This is a genomic window from Halomonas shantousis (assembly GCF_054654615.1).
Window position 1 is genome coordinate 3,441,318 of sequence record NZ_BAAIER010000002.1, and the last position, 17,661, is coordinate 3,458,978.

General features: G+C 63.6%; 13 protein-coding genes. 2 read left to right on the plus strand and 11 right to left on the minus strand.

The window, feature by feature from the left end; all coding sequences use genetic code 11:
* Window positions 1–8: 8 nt before the first annotated feature.
* On the minus strand, window positions 9–1,529 hold the full coding sequence (gene ubiD, locus ACYQ12_RS16250; protein WP_459873764.1) for a 4-hydroxy-3-polyprenylbenzoate decarboxylase: 1,521 nt from the start codon (window positions 1,527–1,529) through the stop codon (window positions 9–11).
* Window positions 1,530–1,661: 132 nt separating this feature from the next.
* Here ubiD and ACYQ12_RS16255 point away from each other — a divergent pair, with 132 nt between their 5' ends.
* A complete protein-coding gene (locus ACYQ12_RS16255) occupies window positions 1,662–3,410 on the plus strand; it encodes an alkaline phosphatase D family protein (RefSeq protein WP_459873767.1) in 1,749 nt (582 codons plus the stop codon).
* An 83-nt stretch (window positions 3,411–3,493) separates the two neighbouring features.
* On the opposite strand, the gene rho is transcribed toward ACYQ12_RS16255, so the two are convergent.
* Together rho and ACYQ12_RS16265 are read right to left on the minus strand one after the other, a co-directional pair.
* Window positions 3,494–4,753, minus strand: a complete 1,260-nt coding sequence (gene rho / locus ACYQ12_RS16260; protein WP_459874539.1) for a transcription termination factor Rho — start codon at window positions 4,751–4,753, stop codon at window positions 3,494–3,496.
* A 367-nt stretch (window positions 4,754–5,120) separates the two neighbouring features.
* A complete protein-coding gene (locus ACYQ12_RS16265; RefSeq protein WP_459873769.1) occupies window positions 5,121–5,447 on the minus strand; it encodes a thioredoxin family protein in 327 nt (108 codons plus the stop codon).
* A 134-nt stretch (window positions 5,448–5,581) separates the two neighbouring features.
* On the opposite strand from ACYQ12_RS16265, the gene ppx reads away from it, so the two are divergent.
* Window positions 5,582–7,087: an exopolyphosphatase gene (gene ppx / locus ACYQ12_RS16270; RefSeq protein WP_459873771.1), complete on the plus strand. Its 1,506-nt coding sequence runs from the start codon at window positions 5,582–5,584 to the stop codon at window positions 7,085–7,087.
* Here the strand turns inward: ppx and tilS are convergent.
* The 8 genes from tilS to lpxD form a co-directional block, all read right to left on the minus strand.
* Complete coding sequence (gene tilS / locus ACYQ12_RS16275; protein ID WP_459873773.1) at window positions 7,084–8,379, minus strand: tRNA lysidine(34) synthetase TilS; 1,296 nt, start codon at window positions 8,377–8,379, stop codon at window positions 7,084–7,086. The genes ppx and tilS overlap by 4 nt on opposite strands.
* Before the next feature lie 287 nt (window positions 8,380–8,666).
* On the minus strand, window positions 8,667–9,620 hold the full coding sequence (locus tag ACYQ12_RS16280; RefSeq protein ID WP_459873775.1) for an acetyl-CoA carboxylase carboxyltransferase subunit alpha: 954 nt from the start codon (window positions 9,618–9,620) through the stop codon (window positions 8,667–8,669).
* A gap of 138 nt (window positions 9,621–9,758) precedes the next feature.
* Window positions 9,759–13,262 (minus strand): DNA polymerase III subunit alpha, encoded by a 3,504-nt coding sequence (gene dnaE, locus ACYQ12_RS16285; RefSeq protein ID WP_459873777.1) that lies wholly within the window; start codon window positions 13,260–13,262, stop codon window positions 9,759–9,761.
* A 59-nt stretch (window positions 13,263–13,321) separates the two neighbouring features.
* Complete coding sequence (rnhB, locus tag ACYQ12_RS16290; RefSeq protein ID WP_459873779.1) at window positions 13,322–13,972, minus strand: ribonuclease HII; 651 nt, start codon at window positions 13,970–13,972, stop codon at window positions 13,322–13,324.
* Complete coding sequence (gene lpxB, locus ACYQ12_RS16295; RefSeq protein WP_459873781.1) at window positions 13,969–15,135, minus strand: lipid-A-disaccharide synthase; 1,167 nt, start codon at window positions 15,133–15,135, stop codon at window positions 13,969–13,971. Before lpxB ends, rnhB begins: the two co-directional genes overlap by 4 nt.
* Before the next feature lie 2 nt (window positions 15,136–15,137).
* The gene (gene lpxA / locus ACYQ12_RS16300) at window positions 15,138–15,905 is read right to left on the minus strand and encodes an acyl-ACP--UDP-N-acetylglucosamine O-acyltransferase (protein WP_459873783.1); all 768 of its coding nucleotides are present in this window, start codon (window positions 15,903–15,905) and stop codon (window positions 15,138–15,140) included.
* Window positions 15,902–16,345: a 3-hydroxyacyl-ACP dehydratase FabZ gene (fabZ, locus tag ACYQ12_RS16305; protein ID WP_459873785.1), complete on the minus strand. Its 444-nt coding sequence runs from the start codon at window positions 16,343–16,345 to the stop codon at window positions 15,902–15,904. Before fabZ ends, lpxA begins: the two co-directional genes overlap by 4 nt.
* A gap of 116 nt (window positions 16,346–16,461) precedes the next feature.
* Window positions 16,462–17,499, minus strand: coding sequence for a UDP-3-O-(3-hydroxymyristoyl)glucosamine N-acyltransferase (lpxD, locus tag ACYQ12_RS16310; RefSeq protein ID WP_459874541.1), 1,038 nt, complete (start codon window positions 17,497–17,499; stop codon window positions 16,462–16,464).
* Window positions 17,500–17,661 lie beyond the last annotated feature (162 nt).

A 17,661-nucleotide genomic window follows, 5' to 3' on the forward strand; every position in this document is an offset into this window, starting at 1 on the left:
CCTCGTCGTCAGTCGGGCGTATTGTCGTCGACTCGTTCAGCCGGGTTTGCAGAAGGGGAAGGCAGCCGGATACCGAGCGCGTCCCAGCGCGCATCGACCCGGGCTTTCACCGCCTCGCTCATGACGATGGGTGTGCCCCACTCCCGGTCGCTCTCTCCCGGCCACTTGTTGGTGGCATCCAGCCCCATCTTGGAGCCGAGCCCGGCCACCGGCGAAGCGAAATCGAGATAGTCGATCGGCGTATTCTCCACCATCACCGTATCACGTGCCGGATCCATGCGCGTGGTGATGGCCCAGATCACGTCCTCCCAGCGTCGCGCATCGACATCGTCGTCGAGCACGATCACGAACTTGGTGTACATGAACTGGCGCAGGAAACTCCACACGCCCATCATCACGCGCTTGGCATGGCCCGGATACTGCTTCTTCATGGTCACCACGGCCATGCGATAGGAGCAGCCCTCGGGCGGCAGATAGAAGTCCGTGATCTCGGGAAACTGCTTCTGCAGGATCGGCACGAACACTTCGTTGAGTGCCAGCCCCAGCACCGCCGGCTCGTCCGGCGGACGCCCCGTGTAGGTCGAATGATAGATGGGATCTCGGCGATGCGTGACGCGCTCGACGGTAAAGACCGGAAAGGTCTCGACTTCGTTGTAGTAACCGGTGTGATCGCCGTAGGGGCCTTCCGGGGCGGTGTCGTCGGGGTGGATGAAGCCCTCCAGCACGATCTCGCTCGAGGCCGGCACCTCGAGATCGGCGTGACCGCACTTGACCAGCTCGGTGCGCGACCCTCGCAGCAGCCCGGCAAAGGCATACTCGGAAAGCGTATCCGGTACCGGTGTCACCGCACCGAGAATCGTTGCCGGATCGGCGCCCAGCGCCACGGCCACCGGAAACGGCTCACCGGGGTGGGCGCGCTGCCACTCCTGGAAGTCCAGCGCCCCGCCGCGGTGGCTCAGCCAGCGCATGATCAGACGATTCCTGCCGATCTTCTGCTGGCGATAGATGCCCAGGTTCTGGCGCGTCTTGTGCGGTCCCTTGGTGACCACCAACGGCCAGGTCACCAGTGGCGCGGCATCCCCCGGCCAGCAGTGCTGGATGGGAATCCGGTCGAGATCGACGTCGTCGCCCTCGAGCACCACCTCCTGAACCGGCGCCTTGCGCACCGTCTTCGGCCCCATGCTCATGACCTGCTTGAAGATGGGCAGCTTGTCCCAGGCATCGCGAAACCCCTTGGGCGGGTCCGGCTCCTTGAGGAACGCCAACAGCTTGCCCACCTCGCGCAGTGCGCTCACCGAGTCCTGCCCCATGCCCAGCGCCACGCGCCGGGGCGTGCCGAACAGGTTGGCCAGCACCGGCATGTCGTGGCCCTTGACGTTCTCGAAGAGCAGCGCCGGTCCGCCAGCGCGCAGGGTACGGTCGCAAATCTCGGTGATCTCGAGATAAGGATCGACCTCGGCGGTGATCCGCTGGAGCTCGCCCTGCGTCTCGAGGGCGGCGATAAACTCGCGCAGATCCTTATATTTCATATGGCTTTTCCTGCCGATTCGAATGCCTTCAGGGTACCACCGAATGCCCCGAGTGGCTGCCGGTTGTACGTCACGAAGCCGTCATGCTCCGTTCCTACCATCGGGATTCCCCAATTTGCTCAAGACTCCATCATGCCTAAACTGACTCGACGTGAGTTTTTCAAGATCTCGGCGTTGACAGCGGGTGCGCTGTCGATCTCCTTCGGCCTGACCGGCTGCAGCGGAAGTGATACGAGTGACGCCAACGCGCGGACGGTGGCCTTCCAGCATGGCGTCGCCAGTGGCGATCCGCTCAGTGACAGCGTCATGCTGTGGACGCGTGTCACACCGCTCGACGACGGTGGAGACGTCAATGTGGTGTGGGAAGTGGCGCGTGACGCGGCGTTCACCAACTTGACCCACAATGGCCAGATGATTGCCAGCGACGCGCATGACTATACCGTCAAGATCGATGTTCGCAACCTGCTACCGGATACCCGCTACTATTACCGGTTCCGTGCCGCCGGCGTCAGTTCCCCCACCGGCATCACGAACACTCTGCCACTGACCACCGACCGGGTGAGCCTGGCGGTGGTCAGTTGCTCCAACTATCCGGCCGGGTACTTCCACGCCTATGCCGAGATTGCCCATCAGGCCGACACTCGCGGCCTCGATGCCGTCGTTCATCTCGGTGACTATCTCTATGAATACGGCATGGGCGGATACGCCACCGGCAACGCCGCGTCCCTGGGGCGCGCCCTCCCTGCAGACAACGACACCGAGTTGCTGACCCTGGCCGACTATCGTAAGCGCTACGCTCTCTATCGCACCGATGCCGATCTGCAGGTACTGCATGCCCGCCTGCCCTGGATCGTCGTCTGGGACGACCATGAAGTGGCCAACGACGCTTGGGAGGATGGGGCCGAGAACCACGACGAGGGGGAAGGCGACTACGCGACCCGCAAGGAACAGGCTCTGCAGGCCTATTTCGAATGGCTGCCAATCCGTCCGGCCAGTGAAGACGACGAGCAGATCATTTATCGAAGCTTCCGGTTCGGCGATCTGGTCGCCTTGCAGATGCTCGACACGCGGCTCATCGCCCGCGACGAACAGCTCGATTACGCTCGCTACCTCGGTAGTGACGGTCAGTTCGATACCGCCACGCTCGCCGCCGATCTGGCCGATCCCATGCGCGAGCTGATCGGCGAAACGCAGCAACTATGGCTGGCGGCGGCGGTCGCCGACAGCCTCTCGCTACGCTGGCAGGTGCTCGGTCAGCAGGTACTGATGGCGCGCATGACGCTACCCGCCGAGCTGCTACTGCAGCTGCAGGCCGTCTATGCCGGCAGCGCCGAGGCTAGTTCGCTGCAGGCGCTGGTCAGCGAATACGTCCGGCTCAAGCAACGCCAGTCCCGGGGCGACACCCTCAGCGTCCGCGAACAGGCGCGCCTCACAACCGTTCTGCCCTATAACCTGGATGCCTGGGATGGCTACGCCGCCGCCCGGGAGCGGGTCCTGGCGATCTTCCAGCAGACCGGCAGCAGCCTGGTGGCACTCGCCGGCGATACCCACAACGCCTGGGCATCGCTCCTGACGCGTGAGGACGGCACGGCAGTGGGCGTGGAATTCGCCGTGACGTCGGTCACGTCGCCCGGCCTGGAGAGCTACCTTGCCGGCATCGACGCCGAGGCCTTGGCCCAAGCGCTGACGGTGCTGGTCGACGACCTGCGCTACGCCAACCTCTCGCAGCGAGGCTACATGCTCGTTGACTTCACCCACGACGATGCCCGCGCCGAGTGGTTCTTTCTCGATACCGTCAAGTCCCGTGACTACCGCGTCATCAAGGGGCCGGTCTGGCGCACGCCGGCCGGCAGCGCGACGCTCGAGAAAGTGACGGCCTGAACCAGCCGGACATGCCAAACGACAGCGGGCGGGGAATGTCCCCGCCCGCTGTCGTGATGTGCCGATCGTGAGCACCGCGGCACTCAACGCCGCTTCATGGCCTCGAAGAACTCGAGGTTGGTCTTGGTGTCCTTCAGGCGGTCGATCAGGAACTCGGTGGCCGCCACGTCCTCCATGGGGTTGAGCAGCTTGCGCAGAATCCACATGCGCTGCATTTCGTCCTCAGAGGCAATCAGGTCCTCGCGGCGCGTGCCGGAGCGGCGGATATTGATCGCCGGGTAGACCCGCTTCTCGGCCAGCTTGCGATCGAGATGAGCCTCCATGTTACCGGTGCCCTTGAACTCCTCGAAAATGACCTCGTCCATCTTGGAACCGGTGTCGACCAGTGCGGTGGCGAGGATGGTCAGACTACCGCCCTCCTCGATGTTGCGCGCCGCGCCGAAGAAACGCTTGGGCTTCTCGAGCGCATGCGCATCGACACCACCGGTCAGCACCTTGCCCGAGGACGGCACCACGGTATTGTAGGCACGCGCCAGGCGGGTGATGGAGTCGAGCAGAATCACCACGTCCTTCTTGTGCTCGACCAGACGCTTGGCCTTCTCGATGACCATTTCGGCGACCTGCACGTGGCGCGCCGGCGGCTCATCGAAGGTCGAGGCCACCACCTCGCCGCGCACGGTGCGCGACATTTCGGTCACTTCCTCCGGACGCTCATCGATCAACAGCACGATCATGTGGCATTCGGGATTATTGCGCGTGATCGAGGTGGCGATGTTCTGCAGCATCAAGGTCTTGCCGGCCTTGGGCGGCGAGACGATCAGGCCACGCTGGCCCTTGCCGATGGGCGCGGTGAGGTCGATGATGCGCGAGGTGAGATCCTCGGTGGAGCCGTTGCCGATCTCCATGACCAGCCGCTCCTGAGGGAACAGCGGCGTGAGGTTCTCGAACAGGATCTTGTGCTTGGCGTTCTCCGGCTTGTCGAAGTTGATCTGGTTGACCTTCAACAATGCGAAATAACGCTCGCCCTCCTTGGGGGGGCGAATCTTGCCGGAGATGGAATCGCCCTTGCGCAAGTTGAAGCGGCGAATCTGCGAAGGAGAGACATAGATGTCATCGGGGCCGGCGAGATAGGAGCTGTCGGCGCTGCGCAGAAAGCCGAAGCCATCCTGCAGGATTTCCAGAACGCCATCGCCATAGATGTCTTCGCCGCTTTTCGCATGTTTCTTGAGAATGGCGAAGATGATGTCCTGCTTCCGCGAGCGTGCCAGGTTGTCAATACCCATTTCCTGGGCGATTTCCAGCAGTTCGGGAACGGTTTTTTGCTTGAGTTCGGTAAGGTTCATCGGTTCGTTCAGAAGTTGCTCGTGTCGGCGTGGCAATGGACATTGCCGGAAAATGAGACAGGAGGCGGTGACGTTGCGCCGCGCGGTGCGTTCAGGGCCGTGGCGTTCTTCCTCTCGGTAGACATGCTCGGTCAAGGGTCACTTCCGGAACGGGTGACGGGGAAAGGCCGAGGACAATAGAGAGGTCTGTAGGTCGCCTGACACTTACCAAAACCGCTTCAGCAGAAGGCTTTGGCCAGAAAAAGAACGTTAGGGCTAACTGACGGCTTGGGGGACCGCGAGGCGGTCAAGAAGCATTCGGAACAGGCGAACGACTCGATGGTAGTCAAGCTGAAGACCGAAAGCAAGTCCTCGCAGGGCTCCCCGCTCAGGAAAGATGGCTGTCGAGGAAGGCCCTGAGCTGGTCATCCGTCAACGCCCCGACCCGGGTCGCCTCGAAGTCGCCGTCGACAAACAGTACCAGCGTGGGAAATCCACGAATGGCATATTTGACCGCCACCTCGTCCGCTCGTTCAATGTCGAGGCGAAATATCCTCACATCGGGACGCGCCACGGCCAGCCGCTCGAGACCCGGCTCGAGTTGCCGACAGGGTGTACACCATGCGGCCATGAAAGCCACCAGCACGGGGCCCTCCGAATCCAGCACCGCAGCGTCGAAATCGTTACCGTTCAGCTCGTTGACCATGGCGCTCATCTCGTCTCCTGGCCCTTTCATCATGGAAATGGATCACGCTTTCCTGCAGGACTATTGGACGGCGTGTCTCGACGATTGACAAGCCCTCTGGGGCCCCGCAACCTTTGCAGCAACTCTGAGTGAAGGAACCACCCATGAGCGGGACTGACACAGCGGCAATTTCGCCCCGGCGCCTGGCCGCGATTGACCTGGGCTCGAACAGTTTTCACCTGCTGGTGGCCAACTACCATGAAGGACAGCTGCAGGTCGTGGCCAAGCTGGGAGAAAAGGTGCAATTGGCCGCGGGACTGGACGAGAACAGCTTCCTGACCGAAGCGGCCATGCAGCGCGCCTTGACCTGCCTGAGCCAGTTCGCGCCTTTTCTCGATGGCATCGATGCCGCCGATATTCGTGTCGTTGGCACCAACGCTCTGCGCAGCGCCCACAACAGCCAGGAGCTGATCGACCGCGCCGAAGCCATCATCGGCCGTCCCATCGAGATCATCGCCGGGCGTGAGGAGGCTCGCCTGATCTACCTGGGCGCTGCCCACGCCTTGGCCGATGTCCATGGCAGACGATTGATCGTCGATATCGGAGGCGGCTCGACAGAATTCATCATCGGCGAGCGCTTCGAGCCTCGGGCGCTGGAAAGCCTCGACATGGGCTGCGTCGCGTTCACGCGGCGCTTCTTCGCCGATGGCGAAATCAGCGAGAAGCGCTTCCGTCAGGCGGAGCTGGCCGCATTGTCCGAGCTGGCCAACATTGCCCGCCCCTATCTTGCGCTGGGCTGGCAGGACCCGGTTGGCTCCAGCGGCACCATCAAGGCCGTGGCCAGCGTACTGGAAGCCGATGGCCAGAGCAGTGACGGCACGATACGTCATGAGGCCCTGATGGCGCTTCGCAAGCGGCTAATCAAGTTCAAGCAGCTCGACAAGGTGGTCGCCGAGGGACTCAAGCCGGATCGCGCCAAGGTCTTCCCGGCGGGCGTAGCCATTCTCTGCGCCATCTTCGAGACTTTCGGTCTCGAATACATGCGTTATTCCGACGGGGCTCTGCGCGAAGGCGTCCTTTACGATCTGGTGGGCCGCAACACGCCGGAGGATTCGCGTCATCCGGCATTGGCTACACTGCGTCGGCGCTATGACGTCGATACCCGCCAGGCGGAGAATGTCGCCGCCTCGGCCAAGCATCTGTTTTCCCAGGTCAGCGATGCCTGGACATTGGGCCAGGAACAGCGCCAGTTTCTGGTCTGGGGCGCCGAGCTGCACGAGATCGGCCTGGCCATTTCCCATAGCCAGTTTCATCGTCACGGTGCCTATCTGCTGGAGCACTCCGATCTGTCGGGCTTCTCGCGCCCCGAGCAGCAGGCCTTGGCATTCCTGGTCCGCGCCCACCGGCGCAAGTTTCCCCTCAAGGAACTCGACGCCCTGCCGGTTGCGGTCCGTTCACGCTATGTGCGTCTGGCGCGCCTGCTGCGACTGGCCGTGATTCTCAACCATTCGCGTCCCGAGCAGGCCGTCACGAATGTCGGGTTGACCGCGGCAGGGGAAAGGCTGAGCCTGACCCTGCCCGAGGCGCTGCATCATCCGCTGTTGCTGAGCGAACTCGAACAGGAAGTGGAGAACCAGAAAGCGGCAGGCTTCGAGCTGGTCATCGCCTAATCGTGGCGCACGGCGACGTCATGTTCGGCCGGAAACGGCATGCATGTCATCCGCCATCCCTCGGCCACTGCGACGCCCAGTACCGCCACCAGCGTCTCGCGCTCCCAGACCAGCAGCAGACGCTCACGCTGCCAGGGCGGCACCCCCTGTTCCTGCAGCAGACGCTTGAGATCGCGCGAGCCCCGTCCGGCCAGCCGTATCCTTTCGCCACCCCGGCGCATGCCCAGCGTCAGCCGGGACGGACAACCGTCGGCCCGGCTGATCCGCCAGCCTGGCGGTCCCAGCGGAGTCACGATCGGCGTCGCCCCATCCCACTCTTCACGCCAGTCTTCAGCTATCGGCGACAACGGCGATAGCAGGTAAAGCGCCTGGCGCCAGCATCGCGCCTCGCCTCCGGGCCAGGTCACGCGCACCTCGGCATCCGTGGCGGCATCGAGCTGCTCAAGCAACGTCTCGAGCCGGGCGGCAGGCGGCAAGGCCAGGCCGAGCCGAACCAGGGCATGGCGGATCAGCAGGCGCCGACGCGGCAGAGATAATCTGCGCAGCGCCGCCAAGGCAAGCCGGCCAGGATGATCTCCCGCCTCGGCCAGATCCTGTGCGGCCAGCTCGCCAAGCAGCGTGTCGCTCTCCCCCATCAGTTCTGCCGAGCGCGCCAGTGCTCTGGCGGCGTGAGGCCAGCGCGCCTCGAGCAGTGGCAACACACGTCGGCGCAGATAATTACGATCCAGGCCTTCGTCGGTATTGCTGGGATCCTCGACCCAAGCGAATCCGCACCTCTGCGCCACACGAAGCAACTCGGCACGTGGCATGGTCAGCAGCGGGCGTTCCAGCCGCCGCCCCTGCCAGTGACGAAGCGACGGCATACCCGCCAGTCCCCGTGTCCCGCTGCTGCGCAACGCCGCCAGCAGAAACGTTTCGGCTTGGTCGTCGCAGTGCTGAGCCAGCCACAACGTATCACCCGGGGCTACCCGACGGGCAAAGGCGTCGTAACGCGCCTCACGGGCCGCCGCCTCGAGGCCGCGTCCAGCCAGCTCGATCTGGACGCGTTCGACGAACAGTGGCACACCGAGCCGTGAGCACAGGAAACGACAGTGGCGCTCGAAGTCGCTCGCGACAGCTTGAAGGCCATGATGGACATGCAGGGCATAGACGGAACGCGGATCGCGTCGTGCCGCCTGCACGGCCAGGTAGAGAAGGGTCGAGGAGTCCAGGCCGCCGGACAGCGCGATCCACACCGGACGATCCGAAGGCGTGCGCGCCAGGGCATCGTCGATCAAGGCTTGCAGGGACATAGGCGCGTGCTTCGAGCTTCGTTGGAATCACTGTCGACAGCGTTGCCACCGCCACGGGTTGCCACTTGGCGATTCGAAACGGACTGGCTGGCTCGAGGGCGGTAGCATCAGGATCGCAGCAGAGACGTCTCGAACGATGCCAGGGCAAGGCGAAAAAGACCCCAGGAGCGGCAGGACTCGCAAGCGAGCCTGCAAGCGCCTGAACGAGCCTCCCGGGGTCTTTTTCAGTACCGACTTGTTCAACACCGGCTTGGCGAGCGCAGCAGGTCCTGACCGGCCATGGCCGATCAGGCGGGGGCGCCGTAGCTCATCAGGCGTTCATACCGTCGGGCCAGCAGCGCCTCGGTATCCATGCCCTCGAGCCGCGCCAGGCTCGCGCGCAAGGCCTCCCGGACACGCTCGGCAGTGTCATGGGGATGGCGATGGGCGCCGCCCAGCGGTTCCTCGATCAGGGTATCGACGAAGCCGAGTTCCTGCAGCCGTTCGGCGGTAATCCCCATGGCCTGCGCCGCCTCGGGGGCCTTTTCGGCGCTTTTCCACAGGATCGAGGCGCACCCCTCCGGTGAAATCACCGAATAGGTGGAATACTGCAGCATCTGCAGCTCGTCGCAGACGCCGATCGCCAGCGCCCCGCCGGAACCGCCCTCGCCGATCACCGTGGCGATAATGGGCGTCTTGAGTCGCGACATGACCGCCAGGTTGTAGGCAATGGCTTCGGACTGGCCACGCTCCTCGGCATCGATGCCGGGATAGGCCCCGGGAGTATCGATGAAGGTCAGCACTGGCATTCTGAAGCGCTCGGCCATCTCCATCAGGCGGCAGGCCTTGCGGTAACCCTCCGGACGGGGCATACCGAAATTGCGGCGTACCTTCTCCCGGACATCGCGGCCTTTCTGATGGCCGATGATCATGACCGGCTGGTCGTCGAGGCGCGCCACGCCCCCGACGATAGCCGCATCGTCGGCGAAATTGCGATCGCCGTGCAACTCGTCGAAGTCGGTGAATACATGCTGAAGGTAATCCAGCGTGTAGGGACGTTGCGGATGACGAGATAGCTGCGATACCTGCCAAGCGGACAGATCGCGGAATATCGACTCGGTGAGCTTGCGGCTCTTCTCTTCGAGCCGGGCAATTTCGTCGCTCAGACTGATCTTGCTGTCGTTACCGACCAGCCGCAGCTCCTCTATTTTCGCCTGCAGCTCGGCAATTGGCTGTTCAAAGTCCAAATAGTTGGGATTCATAGGGTTTCTGCTTATTTGAAAGTGAGCAGCCTGGAGGCCACAGCTGCAAAGCGGTCATCAGAAGTTCTTAAAATACACTCGTTTATAACGCGTATTATCTCACCCTGACAGCGTCACGCAAGGCATGTCGCCACGGCATCAACCACGATAGCGAAGCCGAACGCCATCCTGTCCTTCCACCTCGCGCAGCGCGATCATCAGCTCGTCGGAAGGGGCTACCTTCCATTGCTCGTCGAGTTCGAGCCAGCCGCAGGCGTGAGTGTTGCGATACTTGACGCGCACCGGCAACCCCTGGGCATCGAGCCAAGGCGTCAGGCTATCACGCAGACTACGCGAGAAGCGACCGTTGAGCCGCGCCCCATCCACCGACACCTCCACCGCCTCGCCGTAACGGGCCCGGGCATCGACCATCAGCGTGATCTCCTTGCCGCGCAGACGCAGTCCGCCGGAATAGTCGTCACTGGACACTTCGCCTTCGACGATCAGGACCTGATCCGCACCGAGCCGGCTGCGCACCTGATCGAACAGTTCGCCGAACAGCGAGGCCTCGATGCGGCCGGTACGATCATCAAGGGTCACGAAGGCCATGGTGTCGCCGCGCTTGGATTTCATGGTGCGCATGGCCACCACCAGTCCCGCCACGCGCTGCGGTTCGCGTGAGGGCTTGAGATCGGAAATGCGAGCACCGACGAAGCGCTTGAGTTCATGCTCGTACTCGTCGATGGGATGGCCGGTGAGGTACAGCCCGAGCGTCTCCTTCTCGCCGGCCAGGCGCTCCTTGTCGGTCCATTCCCGGCTATCCAGATAATCGGCATAGACATCGCCGCTTTCGGGTTCGACAAAGGCCTCGCCGAACATGTCCATCATGCCCAGGCTGACGTTGGCGTGGCTTTGCGAAGCGGCCTTGAGCGCTGCCTCCAGCGAGGCCATCAGTACCGCGCGTGACGGCCCCAGCGTGTCCAGTGCCCCGGAGCGGATCAATGCCTCCAGGGTGCGCTTGTTCATGCGCTTGGCGTCCACCCGTCGGCAGAAGTCGAACAGGTCGGTGAACGGTCCGTCCGCACCGCGCGCCTCGACGATGGCGCCGATCGGCCCCTCACCGACGCCGCGAATCGCTCCCAATCCATAGACTACGCGTCCGTCCTCATCGACGGTGAACTTGTAGGCGCCGATGTTGACGTCGGGCGGCGTGACCGTCAGCCCGAGATGGCGACACTCCTCGATCAGCGGCACCACCTTGTCGATGTTCTGCATCTCGGTGGAGAGTACCGCGGCCATGAACGGCGCAGGATAGTGAGCCTTCAGCCAGGCGGTCTGATAGGAGACCAGACCGTAGGCCGCCGAGTGCGACTTGTTGAAGCCATACCCCGCGAATTTCTCTACCAGATCGAAGATGTTGCCCGCCAGGTCCTTGTCGATGCCATTGGCCGCGCAGCCCTCCATGAAACCGCTGCGCTGCTTGGCCATCTCCTCGGGCTTCTTCTTGCCCATCGCGCGGCGCAGCATGTCGGCCTGGCCAAGCGAATAGCCTGCCAGCACCTGAGCGATCTGCATGACCTGTTCCTGATACAGGATAATGCCGTACGTGGGCTCGAGCACCGGCTTGAGCCACTCGTGCTGGTAGTCCGGGTGCGGATAGGAGATATCCGCACGGCCATGCTTGCGGTTGATGAAATCGTCGACCATGCCCGACTGCAAGGGCCCCGGGCGGAACAGCGCGACCAGGGCGATCATGTCTTCAAGCGAGTCCGGCTGCAGACGCTTGATCAACTCTTTCATGCCGCGCGATTCGAGCTGGAATACTGCGGTGGTTTCGGCCTTCTTGAGCATGTCGAAGGTCGGCGCGTCATCGAGCGGGATGCTCGAGATATCGAGCGGTGCCTGCCCCTCGCGTTCGCGCACCGTATCGACCATCTCCAGCGCCCAGTCGATGATCGTCAGCGTGCGCAGGCCGAGGAAGTCGAACTTGACCAGCCCGGCCTCCTCGACGTCGTTCTTGTCGAACTGTACCACCAGGCCGGCACCGTTCTCGTCGCACAACAGCGGCGAGAAGTCGGTGAGCTTGGTCGGCGCGATCACCACGCCCCCCGCATGCTTGCCGGTGCCGCGGGTGATGCCCTCGAGCCTGAGCGCCATGTCCCAGATCTCCTGGGCTTCCTCGTCGTTATCGAGGAACTCCTTCAAGGCCGGCTCCTGCTCGATCGCCTTGGCCAGCGTCATGCCGACCTCGAAGGGAATCAGCTTGGAGAGCTTGTCGCCCAGCGAGTAGGGCTTGCCCTGGGCACGTGCCACGTCACGGACGACGGCCTTGGCGGCCATGGTGCCGAAGGTGACGATCTGCGAGACGGCATTGCGCCCGTAGCGGCTGGCTACGTAGTCGATCACGCTGTCGCGCTTCTCCATGCAGAAGTCGACGTCGAAGTCGGGCATGGAGACACGCTCGGGATTGAGGAAGCGCTCGAACAGCAGGTCGTACTCGAGCGGATCGAGATCGGTGATCTTCTGCGCATAGGCGACCAGCGAGCCGGCCCCGGACCCGCGCCCCGGCCCTACCGGCACGTCGTTGTCCTTGGCCCACTGGATGAAGTCCATGACGATCAGGAAGTAACCCGGAAAGCCCATCTGGATGATGATGTCGAGCTCGAAGTCGAGCCGCTGACGATATGTCGGCTCGTGCTCGGCGCGAGAGCGCCCGGCGTAGATGGCGTTGGGCCCGTCGAAAAGCTGGTCGAGTCGCTCCGTCAGGCCGTCATGGGAGACCTTGCGGAAGTATTCGTTGAGAGTCATGCCCGCGGGGATCGGGAACTCCGGCAGAAAGTACTCGCCGAGGCGCACGTCGACGTTGCAGCGTGCAGCGATCATCACGCTGTTCTCGAGCGCCTCGGGAATGTCGGCGAACAGCTCGGCCATCTCGTCCGGGCTCTTCAGGTACTGCTCCTCGCTATAGCGCCGCTCGCGGCGGGGGTCGTCGAGTGCCTTGCCCTCGCCGATCGATACCCGCGTCTCGTGGGCCCAGAAATCCTCTCGGGACAGAAAACGCACGTCGTTGGTGGCGACTACCGGCGTGCCGGTCTCGGCGGCAAGCGCCACCGAGAGATGCACGCACTCCTCGTCGTTCTCACGCCCGGTGCGCTGCAGTTCGAGATAGAAGCGCCCGGGGAAGTGCCGTTGCCATTCGTTGAGCAGTTCACGTGCCGCCTCGCCATGCTCGGATAGCAGAAAGCGACCGATCTCGCCCTCGCGCGCGCCGGAGAGCGCGATCAGACCCGCGCTCTGTTCGAAGAGCCACGCCTTCTTGAGAATCGCCAATCCTTGATGCTGGCCGTCGGTCCAGCCGCGCGAGATCAGCTCGGTGAGATTGCGGTAGCCCTCGTTGTTCATGGCGAACAGCGTCAGTCGGTAGGGGTGCGTCTCGTCGTTGGGATTTTCCAGCCACAGATCGGCCCCGATGACCGGCTTGAGCCCCGCCCCCTGAGCCGCCTTGTAGGTCTTGACCAGGCCGAAGAGATTGCTCTCGTCGGTGACCGTCACCGCCGGCATGCCGGCTTCCGCAGTCGCCTTGATCAACGGCTTCAGGCGTACCAGACCGTCGACGAGGGAATATTCGCTGTGCACGCGTAAATGGACGAATGGCGTTGTCATGACGGGCTCGCGGGTAATGTCGGAGCGTAGCGCTCCCAGGAAAATTAAAGCGGCAAAAATCAGGACAGCAGGACGTTACGATCAGGATGTGCCGGCGACATCGCATCGAAAAGGCCCAACTGTTTTTTCACCGGCGCGAAGGAGCGCCGGTGCTCGGGCAGTGGCCCGAAACGCTCGAGCGCCTCGCAGTGCTCGGGCGTGGGATACCCCTTGTGGCGTGCGAAGCCGTACTCGGGATGGCGCAGATGGAGCGCGACCATCTGAGCGTCACGGGCCACCTTGGCCAGGATCGAGGCGGCACTTATCGCCGGATGACGCAGATCGCCCTTGACCACCGCCTGACCGGGAACATGATGCCCCGGTAGACGATTGCCGTCCACCAGCAGATAGCCGGCGGGTACGTTCAGCGCATCGATGGCGCGACGCATGGCCAGATGCGTGGCGTGATAGATGTTGAGCGCATCGATCTCCTCCGGCGAGGCTTCGGCCACGGCGAAGGCCAGCGCCTGGTCGCGGATCATGCCATCCAGCGCCTGGCGGCGCTTTTCGGAGAGCTTCTTGGAGTCGGTCAGCCCCTCGATGGGGCGTGCGGGATCAAGAATCACCGCGGCGGCCACCACGGCCCCGACCAGAGGCCCGCGCCCGACCTCGTCGACACCCGCCAGGTGCGGCCCGTCATAATCGATCACCAGCGGCGGCCAGTCGCTCATCGCGTTTCCCCCTCCTCGGCGGGCAGTGGCTCGCCCTGCGCCAGGGCGCTGACGGCACTGGCGGCGCGCTCGCTGGCATCGCGCTGCAGGCTGGCATGCATGGTCGCGAAGCGCCGTTCCATGGCCTGGCGGGCGCTCATATCACCCAGCCAAGTGGCGAGGGGCGCGGCGATCGCCTCGGGATTCGCGTCATCCTGGATCAATTCCGGCACCAGCGCCTCCTGCGCGATCAGGTTGGGCAGCGAGATCCATGGCGTCTTGACCATGCGCCGGGCCAGCCAATGCGTAGCCGGCGCCATCTTGTAGGCTACCACCATCGGACGATGACAGAGCATGGCCTCCAGGGCCGCCGTACCCGAGGCCAGCAACACGGCATCCGCGGCGACCATCGCTTCGCGCGACTGGCCATCGAGCAGATGCATGCGTGGCGCCAGATCGGGGAATGACGCCAGCAGCGCCTCGAGCTCCTCGCGCCGCTTGGGCGTGGCGGCAGGCATCACCACCTGCAGATCGGTCACGTGGCTGGCAAGCCGTTGTACCGTCTCGAGAAAGGTCGCGCCGAGAAAGCGTATCTCGTTGGCTCGCGACCCCGGCAGTACCGCCAGTATCGGCACATCGGGCAGCCCCAGCTCGGCACGTGCCGCGCTCCGGTCGTTGGCCAGCGGCAGCTCATCGGCCAGTGGATGACCCACGAAAGCGACCGGTACACCATGGGCCGCATAGAACGACGCTTCGAAGGGCAGCAGCGTCAGCATCAGGTCCACGGACTGCGCGATGCCTTTCACGCGTCCCTGACGCCAGGCCCACACCGACGGACTGACATAATGCGCCGTCGTGACACCCTGCATGCGCAGCTGGCGCGCGAGGCCGAGATTGAAGTCGGGCGCGTCGATGCCGACCATCACGTCGGGCCGCCAGGCCAGCGCGTCGCGTCGCAGGTGACGGCGCACCCGTACCAGCTCGGGCAGGTGCCTGACGACCTCGACCAGCCCCATCACCGACAGCGTTTCCAACGGATAGAGGCTGTCGAGCCCTTCGGCCAGCATGCGCGGCCCGCCGATGCCGCGAAACTCGGCATCGGGATGGCGCGCCTTGAGCGCACGCATCAATCCGGCACCCAGGATATCGCCGGAGAGTTCCCCCGCGACCAGATAGACGCGCATGGTTAACGCGTGATGCCGCGAGTGGATGTTCTCAGGGAGGCGACGAAAGCATCCACTTCGGGCATCGAGTAGCGCGACTCGATCTCCTCGATCGCCTGCTCCAGGGTCAGTCCCTGACGGTAAACGAGGCGGTACGCCTCGCCCAGCGCCTTGAGCGCCTCGCGGGAAAAGCCGCGGCGCTTGAGGCCCACCAGGTTCAGTCCGTGCGCCCTGGCCGGGTTGCCGTTGACGATCAGATAGGCGGGAATGTCCTTGGTGATGATCGAGCCACCGCCACACATGGCATGCGCCCCGATGTGACAGAACTGATGCACTGCAGAGAGGCCGCCCAGAATGGCATGACTTTCCATGACGACATGACCGCCCAGCGTCGCCTGGTTGGCCATGATGCAGTCGTCACCGATCACGCAATCGTGCCCGACATGCGAGTAGGCCATGAACAGGTTGCGGCTGCCGATGCTCGTCACGCCACGGTCCTGAACGGTACCGCGGTGCAGCGTCACGCTTTCGCGGATCACGTTGTCGTCACCGATCTCGAGCCGGGTCGGCTCGCCGGCATACTTCTTGTCCTGGCAATCCTCACCCACCGACGCGAACTGGAAGACGCGGTTGCGCTTGCCCAGGCGGCTTGGCCCCTTGAGCACCACGTGCGGTCCGATCACACTGCCGGCCCCGATCTCGACATCGGGTCCGATCACGCTAAAAGGGCCGACCTCGACGTCATCGGCCAGACGGGCGGCGGGATCGACGATGGCGGTAGGATGAATCAAGCGACTTTCCTCTCGGCACAGATGATCTCGGCTTCACAAGCCAGCTCACCGTCGACGGTCCCGCGGCAGGCGAATTTCCAGATGCCACGTTTGCCGCGGATGACCCGCGCCTCCAGACGCAGCTGGTCTCCAGGCATGACGGGGCGCTTGAAGCGTACATTGTCGCTACCCACCAAGTAGTAGACATAGCCGTCGCGGGGCAGCTTGTTGACGGTCTTGAAGCCCAGGATACCGCACGCTTGAGCCATCGCTTCGATAATCAGGACACCAGGCATGATCGGGTGGTGAGGGAAGTGCCCATTGAAGAACGGCTCGTTGATGCTGACGTTCTTGTAGGCGACGATGCATTCCCCCAGCGTGATATCCACCACCCGATCCACCAGCAGGAAAGGATAGCGGTGAGGCAGATATTCACGAATCTCGTTGATGTCCATTACCATCGGTACAACCTCTGAAATAGCGAAATGCCTGTCGTGCAGACAGGCATGAGTCGGCGGAGTGTCCGCTCCTGGCTTGGCCGTGGATTATACAGGCCCGATAGTCCGCTGGCAGCAGGTCAATCGGCCTTTGCCCTGCGCTCCAGGCGCGTCAGACGCTTGGCCATTTCATCGAGCTGCTTGAATCGCACGGCGTTCTTGCGCCACAGGCTGTTACTCATGGCGCCGGTCCCCGAGGAGTAGACGCCGGGATCTCGGATGGAATTGGTGATCAGGCTCATGCCGGTGATCTGCACGTTATCGCAGATCGTCAGATGGCCGGCCAGACCGACACCACCTCCCAGCATGCAGTTGCGCCCTACCCGAGTGGATCCGGCAATCCCCACACAGCCCGCCAGGGCGGTGTGATCGCCGATCTGCACGTTGTGAGCCACCTGCACCTGGCTGTCGATCTTGACGTCGTTGCCGATGAGCGTATCGCCCAACGCGCCACGGTCGATGCTGGTGCAGCTTCCCACCTCCACATCGTCGCCAAGTACGACACCGCCCAGTTGGGCAATCTTGTGCCAGCGACTCCCGTCATGCGCGAAGCCGAATCCATCGCCGCCGATCACGCAGCTGCTGTGCAGAATGGCACGTCGCCCGACAATCACCCCCGGATACAGGGTGACGTTGGCGTACAGTCGCGTCCCCTCGCCGATCCGGCAGTCGCTTCCCACGACGCAGCCCGGCCCGATGAAAACGTCGTCACCGATCTCGGCTCCCGACTCGATGACCGCCTGGGCGCCGATCTCGACATCCCGGCCCAGACGCACATCGTCGGCGACCACGGCAGAGGCGTGAACGCCTCCCGCTACGCGTGCAGTCATGGGATCGAACAGCCGCGACAGTTCGGCATAGGCGAGATAGGGATTGGCGAGTTCAAGTCGCGCAGTGGGCGCCTGCTCAGCGAATTCGGGATGCAGCAGCACGGCGCCGGCCCGCGTCGCGGCAAGATGCTTGAGGTAGGCCCGATTGGCCAGGAAGCTGATATCTTCCGGACCGGCCTCGGTCAGCGTTGCCAGTCCGCTGACCTGACGGTCGGCATCACCGACCAGGCGGGCCCCCAGCCGCTCGGCCAATTCGCCGAGCGTGCAGGAGATACGGTTACGAGTCATCATGGACGATACCGGGCGCGCTGGGCCCTCGGACTCCGTTGTCATCGGGGTGAATCATGTCGCGGCAACTGGGCTCACCGATAGCCAACACCACGATTCAGCATATCACCTGATCGGCCATGGCGCGTAACGACCCGCGGCACCGCCGGTTTCGGAAACTGC